This window comes from Lacticaseibacillus jixiensis (assembly GCF_042847315.1).
Classification (GTDB): Bacteria; Bacillota; Bacilli; order Lactobacillales; family Lactobacillaceae; genus Lacticaseibacillus; species Lacticaseibacillus jixiensis.
Genome location: NZ_BAAFPR010000078.1, coordinates 1 through 1,988 on the forward strand (window position 1 = coordinate 1; position 1,988 = coordinate 1,988).

The 1,988-nt window shown below is 39.5% G+C and carries 1 pseudogene; it reads left to right on the forward strand.

The window, feature by feature from the left end:
- Window positions 1-1,766, forward strand: a pseudogene (locus ACGG90_RS15505) (hypothetical protein); the annotation flags it as partial.
- Between the last annotated feature and the right edge of the window lie 222 nt (window positions 1,767-1,988).

The following is a 1,988-nucleotide window of genomic DNA, read 5'->3' on the forward strand; positions in this document are numbered from 1 at the left end:
AAGATGGAATAATCTGCGGGAGCAGTAATGTGAGAATCAAAAACGTCACATTATCTCGGCGAAACAAAGGCGTTTCAATCCGAAACAATGTGACGAATGGTGGCCGAAATAGCGTGCCGCGCGACAATCGTGAAAAAAGAACCAGTGGTATCTCAACAGTAGAAGAGAGATACTACATTGATCCTCTCATTCAATTCTCCAGTCCGAGTATTACTGCGTTTCACGAGGCGCGTCAGATAATAGCCTCAGTTGTTTACAAGCAACAGATTAAAGCCGGTAAGTATAAAGATGTAGATGCAGTGAAGCCATTGAGACTGTTTTCATCTGAATTACGTATGAAGCTTATTGAACTATTGCAGTCTTTTAACGTCCGGTCACTACTTATTGTTTTTATGAATTGGCATGCGGCCGATTTATTACAAATTTCGTTGCATAAAAAAAGGCTTGAGTCTTTTTCGGAGGGTAGCCGATTAACCGAAGAAAGTCAGGCTGCATTTAGGAAGAAAACTATAAAATTGCGCGAAGAAGCGAAACAATATCAACGAGTAATGGAATATTTAATCGAAGCGTCACTCCTGTATGGCGGCAACTTATCCGAACGGGATATTACCGATAACGATAAGGAAAAAATGATTGCTTTAGCCAAATGGATTCTTGACTTTCAGTCGGTTGATGATCAAGTTAAATCGGGGGCCGAGAACTGGGTTACTGTCAGTATCCAGGATAATGGAGTGGTTGATTTGTTACCGACAACACATGCAGATATAATTGGAAGACAGATTACTCAAGCACGTTATACATTTGGAGATTTTGATAACCGTGATGAGGCTTTGGACTCGAAATATTTCAAAGAATTTGAATCAGCCTTCCTAGCAGACACTGGAATTAACTTCAATGTGATGGTAAGCGTGCTCCAGTTCTTAGCAAGTTATGGAATCGTGGAAGAGCTCGAGCGCAGGCACAAAGTAACTATTATTGGAAATGTTGTTGAAGCATCGTTGGACGAACTTGCGATGGAATTTTTTTTACAAACGACTTTAAATGTTGAAGACTTTTATCAAGTTGTCAAATTTTTATGTTTAGATGTCTCTTCGTTAACTGACAAATCTGGCCTAATCCCAACGTGGGAGAAAAAGAGACGTTCAAATAAGTATGTAGCAAAGCCAATATTGTTTTTCGAAAATAAGATTGTTTATGAACCTATTAATCTCAACAATACACTGTTCAACTGGTCCGTGGGTGCTTACAATTTTACACTACCCTACCAGTTGAACATGGCTCACTCTAAGCAAATGATTGATAGATGGAAAAAAGAGTATGAAAATATAATCGTTAAAAATGTTGAATCACTGTTCTCGCCGAATCGATTTATTACACATATAAATAAAAAACTATATAAGCTTGATAAAGAAGGCGGACATCCTCGTGATCTAGGAGATTATGATGTGATTGCCATCGAGCCTCAAAGACATGAGGTCTGGATTGTCGAAGTTAAATATTTGCGTCTAGATCAAACTGCATCCGAGAATATTGAAAGTCAGAGTGAATACTTTCTTGATAAGAAGGCGAAAGGCGAGAAATTTTTGAAACGAGTTAAATACTTTGAAGCACATGTAGATGATATTATGCATAACATCGGTTTTCTTGGTCACTTTACGGTAAGACCATATTTTGTGGCGAATAAAATTGTCCGTTCTCAATTCAAAGAATATCCATTTTCGATCTTGGGATTCAATGAGTTTCGCACTTTACCTGGATTAGAGTGATGAACTATCCCCAATTGAAATCGGGGTAGAGCTGAATGCCATCTTCATAGGCGGCGCCGTTAATCAGGCGCCGCTTTTTTTGTTGTTTCCCTTGAGTAAGCACCCAATAACAGACCGTCTTGAAAATCAATAGAGGCCCGTTCCCAGATTCAGGGAAGCGGACCTCTTTGCTTTAAGCGACGGTCGATTGGGCGGTACCGGTAAATGTTTGGTTCCAAGGCA